The organism is Streptomyces sp. 351MFTsu5.1 (assembly GCF_000383655.1).
Lineage (GTDB): Bacteria > Actinomycetota > Actinomycetes > Streptomycetales > Streptomycetaceae > Streptomyces > Streptomyces griseorubiginosus.
In genome coordinates, this window is sequence record NZ_KB911814.1 from 1 (window position 1) to 5,234 (window position 5,234).

The window sequence follows — 5,234 nt, forward strand, 5'->3', positions numbered from 1 at the left end:
CTCGGTCTCTTGGTCAGTTCTCGGTTCCGGACGCCGGCCGCTGCGGGCGGACACCCCCCACCCCGTCCCCTTCACGCCGTACGCGGCCAACCCTCCGGTGAGGGCGGGCGCGCGCGGCGGAACGGTTCGGTGGGGGCGGACGGTCCCGTCGTGGCGCAGGTGGACTGCAACCCCCCAGGGGCGCGGGGAACTGCGCGACCAGCCACGACGGACCCGCACCCGCCGAACCACCGGACCCAGCACCCCCAAAGGCGCCCCGTCAGATTCGTTCGAGTACCTGTGCCAGCAGCGAACCCATCCGCGTCGCGCTGTCGCGGCCCGCCTGGAGGACCTCCTCGTGGTTGAGGGGCTCGCCCGTCATGCCGGCCGCCAGGTTCGTGACCAGGGAGATGCCGAGGACCTCCGCACCCGCCTCGCGCGCGGCGATCGCTTCGAGGACCGTCGACATGCCCACCAGGTCGGCGCCGATCACGCGGGCCATGCGGATCTCCGCCGGCGTCTCGTAGTGCGGGCCGGGGAACTGGGCGTAGACGCCCTCCTCCAGCGTGGGGTCGACCTCCTTGCACAGGGCGCGCAGGCGGGGGGAGTAGAGGTCGGTCAGGTCGACGAAGTTCGCGCCGATGATCGGGGACGTCGCCGTGAGGTTGATGTGGTCGCTGATCAGGACCGGCTGGCCGGGGCGCATGCCCTCGCGGAGGCCGCCGCAGCCGTTGGTGAGGACGATCGTCTTGCAGCCGGCGGCCACCGCGGTGCGCACGCCGTGGGCCACGGCAGCCACGCCACGGCCCTCGTAGTAGTGGGTGCGGCCGAGGAATACCAGGGCCCGCTTCTCACCGATCCGGTACGAGCGGATCTTGCCGCCGTGTCCCTCCACCGCCGGCGGCGGGAACCCGGGCAGCTCGGTGACCTGGAACTCGGCGTCCGGGGCGCCGAGGGCGTCCACGGCCGGCGCCCAGCCGGAGCCCATCACGAGGGCGACGTCGTGGGTCTCGGCGCCGGTCAGTTCGCGCAGGCGGGCGGCAGCGGCGTCGGCGGCGGCATGCGGGTCGCCCTGGATGTCGTCCGGAAGAAGAGATGCGTTCACGCGGACGAGGGTAGCCGGTCGGAGCCTACGCGCGTAGATGACAGAGCTGACGGGATGGCGATCGTTGTCTTGTCGTTTCCAACCAAAGCCGGGAAAGTCAGCAGGGACGCTTGCGCAGTTCCATCACGTAGTCGTGCGGCGCGCCCGCCGATTCCGCCGCGTCGGCCACCTCGCCCAGGTAACGGGCCGAGGGGAGGCCGCCCTCGTAGCCGTTCAGGACGTACGTCCAGGCCTGCTCCTCGCCCTCCAGGGTGTGGATCCGGACGCGGGTGCGGCGGTAGATGTCCAGGCCGACGCCCTCCCAGCGGTCCATCGAGTCGTCGTCGGCGGGCGCGATGTCGTAGAGGGCGACGAAGACCTGGGAGAGAGGGTCCTCGACGATCGTGGCCAGCGCCCCTTCCCAGCCCATGTGCTCACCGCCGAAGGTCAGCCGCCAGCCGTTCAGCCACCCCGTGGCACGCATCGGCGAGTGCGGGGCGCGGCGGGTCATCAGCCGCGCGTCGAGGTTGCCGGCGTAGGCGGCGTAGAGCGACATGCGACGAGGGTACGGCAGCCGTCCCCGGCGTCTCTCCCGTAACAGAGGGATCTCGGGACGGGCCCCAGGCAGTGGCACCCCGGCTCGTGCGGGACAATGGAGTACGTGACTCGGATCGTGATCATCGGTGGCGGACCCGGCGGATACGAGGCGGCCCTGGTGGCTGCCCAGCTCGGCGCGGAGGTGACCGTCGTCGACTGCGACGGTCTGGGCGGGGCGTCGGTGCTGACCGACTGCGTCCCGTCGAAGACCCTTATCGCGACGGCCGAGGTCATGACGACCTTCGACTCGTCCTACGAGGAGCTGGGGATCATCGTCGCCGATGACACCCCGCCCCTGGAGCAGGCAGCGCGGGTGGTGGGCGTCGACCTGGGGAAGGTCAACCGGCGTGTGAAGCGGCTCGCCCTCGCCCAGTCGCACGACATCACGGCCTCCGTGACGCGTGCCGGGGCCCGGGTGCTGCGCGGGCGCGGGCGGCTCGAGGGCATGCAGGCGCTCGACGGGTCCCGGAAGGTCGTCGTGCGGGCCGTCGACGGCAGCGAGGAGACCCTCGTCGCGGACGCGGTGCTCATCGCCACCGGCGCGCACCCCCGTGAGGTCCCCGACGCCCAGCCCGACGGGGAGCGCATCCTCAACTGGACCCAGGTCTACGACCTCGACGAGCTCCCCGAGGAGCTCATCGTCGTCGGGTCCGGTGTCACCGGTGCCGAGTTCGCCGGTGCCTACCAGGCGCTCGGGTCCAAGGTGACCCTCGTGTCGTCCCGGGACCGGGTGCTGCCCGGCGAGGACCCGGACGCGGCCGCCGTCCTGGAGGACGTCTTCCGGCGGCGCGGCATGAACGTCATGGCTCGCTCCCGTGCCCAGTCCGCCAAGCGGGTCGGGGACCGGGTCGAGGTCACGCTGGCGGACGGCCGGGTCATCACCGGGTCGCACTGCCTGATGGCCGTCGGTGCCATTCCCAACAGCGCGGGCATGGGCCTCGAGGAGGCCGGCGTCCGGCTGCGGGACTCCGGGCACATCTGGACCGACAAGGTGTCCAGGACCTCGGCTCCCGGTGTGTACGCCGCCGGTGACGTGACCGGGGTGTTCGCGCTCGCCTCCGTCGCCGCCATGCAGGGCCGTATCGCCATGTACCACTTCCTCGGCGACGCGGTGGCCCCGCTGAACCTCAAGACGGTCTCCTCCAACGTCTTCACCGACCCCGAGATCGCCACCGTCGGCTACTCCCAGGCCGACGTGGACGGCGGCAAGATCGACGCCCGGGTCGTGAAGCTGCCGTTGCTCAGGAACCCGCGCGCCAAGATGCAGGGCATCCGCGACGGCTTCGTCAAGATCTTCTGCCGGCCCGGCACCGGGATCGTCGTCGGCGGTGTCGTCGTCGCCCCGCGCGCCTCGGAACTGATCCACCCCATCTCGATCGCGGTCGACAACAATCTGACGGTCGAACAGATCGCGAACGCGTTCACCGTTTACCCCTCCCTTTCGGGGTCGATCGCCGAGGTGGCACGGCAGTTGCACACACGCAAGGAGACCGGCGGGGCCTGACGGCCGAAAGCGATTCCTGCCTGGTCACGGGGAGTTGTCGACCATTCGTGCGGCATAGGCGGCCGGATTAGGCCCTATACCACTTCCCGTCCTACTGTGCGAACAACTTCGGTAATTCGGCGCATACTGCTGAAAGCAGACGGTCGTTGGGGTTACTGTCAGTTTCGTGTTCGCTGCAGAACGTCGCCAATTGATCCTCGAAATGGTGCGGGCCAACGGAGCCGTGTCGCTCCGTGAGCTCGCCCGCGTCGTCCAGACCTCCGAAGTGACCGTACGGCGGGACGTGCGCGCACTGGAGGCAGAAGGACTCCTCGACCGCCGACATGGCGGTGCGGTATTGCCGGGCGGGTTCACGCGGGAGTCCGGCTTTCCGCAGAAATCGCATCTCGCGACCGCCGAGAAGACGGCCATCGCCGATCTCGCCGCGGGTCTCGTCGAAGAGGGCGAGGCCATTGTGGTGGGGGCGGGTACCACCACACAGGAGCTGGCCCGTCGGCTCGCCCGGGTGCCCGGTCTGACCGTCGTGACCAATTCCCTGCTGGTGGCCCAGGCGCTCGCCCATGCCAACCGGGTGGAGGTCGTGATGACCGGCGGCACCCTGCGCGGTTCCAACTACGCCCTGGTGGGCTCCGGAGCCGAACAGTCGCTCCAGGGGCTCCGGGTCTCGCGCGCCTTCCTCTCCGGGAGCGGGCTCACCGCGGAACGCGGTCTCTCCACGTCCAACATGCTGTCGGCGTCCGTCGACCGGGCGCTGGTGCAGGCCGCCGCGGAGGTCGTCGTCCTCGCCGACCACACCAAGCTCGGCACCGACACCATGTTCCAGACCGTGCCGACGGATGTGATCACCCGCCTGGTCACGGACGAGCCCCCGGCCCATGACGACCGGGCCGGCACGGAACTCCAGGCGCTCGCCGACCAGGGGGTGCAGATCGCCGTGGCCGGCGCGTCGGGAGCGTCGGGGGGTGATCAGGTCCCGGCGCGGCAGCAACAGCGCCGGGACGTGCCGGTGCCGGGCCCCCGCCGCGGCCAGGTCCCGGCAAGCCCCCTTCGGACGGCCGCGGTACTGGGGGAGACACCTCCGGGCGCGGAGCGTGCGCGCGTGGCGGACCTGCGACGACGGTGACGGGCGCGGGGCGCGGGGCGCTTCGGCTGGGGGCCGGAGCGGGCTTCGGGTTCGGGTTCGGCTTCGCGTTCGGCTGAGGGGCCGGGGTGAGTCGTCCGGCTGTCGTAGGCCCGGGGGGCCGGGTCCGGGGGCATCGGGGGAGTGCCGGGAGGCGGGGCCGGGGGCGGAATCCGGGTGTCGCGGCGGGGGTGCCGGGGACGTTCGGGGGCGACCAGGTCTGTTACAGGGCTGATCCTGTCCGTTTGTGCCCGTTCGGGCGGGGCGGGCCCAGGAGCTCGGGTGGTGCGGTCGCTTGGCGGCTGCTGGTTCGTTGTGGCTGTTCGCGCAGTTCCCCGCGCCCCTGAGTGCGGCGCTGTCGCGCCTGCACCGCGAAGCCACTGCCACGGGGAACGGGGAAACGCGGCGCCCCGCGGACCTGCGTTCAGGTTCGCGGGGCGCCTCGGACGCGTCGTACAGGAAAAGGTCCCGCCGTCAGTCCTTGATCTCGCAGATCGCGGCGCCGGAGGTGAGGGAGGCGCCGACTTCGGCGGTCAGGCCCTTGATGGTGCCGGAGCGGTGGGCGTTGAGGGGCTGTTCCATCTTCATCGCTTCGAGGACGACGACGAGGTCGCCTTCCTTGACCTCCTGGCCCTCCTCCACGGCGATCTTGACGATCGTGCCCTGCATCGGCGAGGCGAGGGTGTCACCGGAAGCGACGGGGCCGGACTTCTTGGCGGCCCGGCGCTTGGGCTTGGCACCCGCCGCCAGGCCGGTGCGGGCCAGCGACATGCCCAGCGAGGAGGGCAGGGAGACCTCGAGCCGCTTGCCGCCGACCTCCACGACGATCGTCTCGCGGTCGCCGTCCTCCTCGGCCTCGGTGTCGGCCGGGGCGGCGAAGGGCTTGATGTCGTTGACGAACTCGGTCTCGATCCAGCGGGTGTGGACCGTGAACGGGTCGGTGCTGCCGG

5 protein-coding genes are annotated in these 5,234 nt (G+C 71.2%); 2 read left to right on the plus strand and 3 right to left on the minus strand.

Features of this window, described 5'->3' with window-relative positions; translation table 11 throughout:
- Window positions 1-259 precede the first annotated feature (259 nt).
- Together H295_RS0142385 and H295_RS0142390 are read right to left on the minus strand one after the other, a co-directional pair.
- Window positions 260-1,084, minus strand: coding sequence for a purine-nucleoside phosphorylase (locus H295_RS0142385; RefSeq protein ID WP_020141437.1), 825 nt, complete (start codon window positions 1,082-1,084; stop codon window positions 260-262).
- Window positions 1,085-1,181: 97 nt separating this feature from the next.
- Entirely contained in the window at window positions 1,182-1,619 is a 438-nt protein-coding gene (locus H295_RS0142390) for a gamma-glutamylcyclotransferase (protein ID WP_020141438.1), read from the minus strand.
- A gap of 96 nt (window positions 1,620-1,715) precedes the next feature.
- On the opposite strand from H295_RS0142390, the gene H295_RS0142395 reads away from it, so the two are divergent.
- Window positions 1,716-3,164, plus strand: coding sequence for an NAD(P)H-quinone dehydrogenase (locus H295_RS0142395; RefSeq protein WP_020141439.1), 1,449 nt, complete (start codon window positions 1,716-1,718; stop codon window positions 3,162-3,164).
- A 166-nt stretch (window positions 3,165-3,330) separates the two neighbouring features.
- Window positions 3,331-4,287 carry a DeoR/GlpR family DNA-binding transcription regulator gene (locus H295_RS0142400; RefSeq protein ID WP_078616916.1) on the plus strand — a complete coding sequence of 319 codons (957 nt, stop codon included), beginning with the start codon at window positions 3,331-3,333 and terminating at the stop codon, window positions 4,285-4,287.
- Window positions 4,288-4,758: 471 nt separating this feature from the next.
- Here the strand turns inward: H295_RS0142400 and H295_RS44570 are convergent.
- On the minus strand, window positions 4,759-5,234 hold a 476-nt coding region (locus H295_RS44570), incomplete at its 5' end, for a biotin/lipoyl-containing protein (protein WP_020141369.1).

Coding starts and splice junctions, on each gene's coding strand:
- H295_RS0142390 (WP_020141438.1), bottom strand. CDS start 1,619: ATGTCGCTCTACGCCGCCTACGCCGGCAACCTCGACGCGCGGCTGATG.
- H295_RS0142395 (WP_020141439.1), top strand. CDS start 1,716: ATGGAGTACGTGACTCGGATCGTGATCATCGGTGGCGGACCCGGCGGA.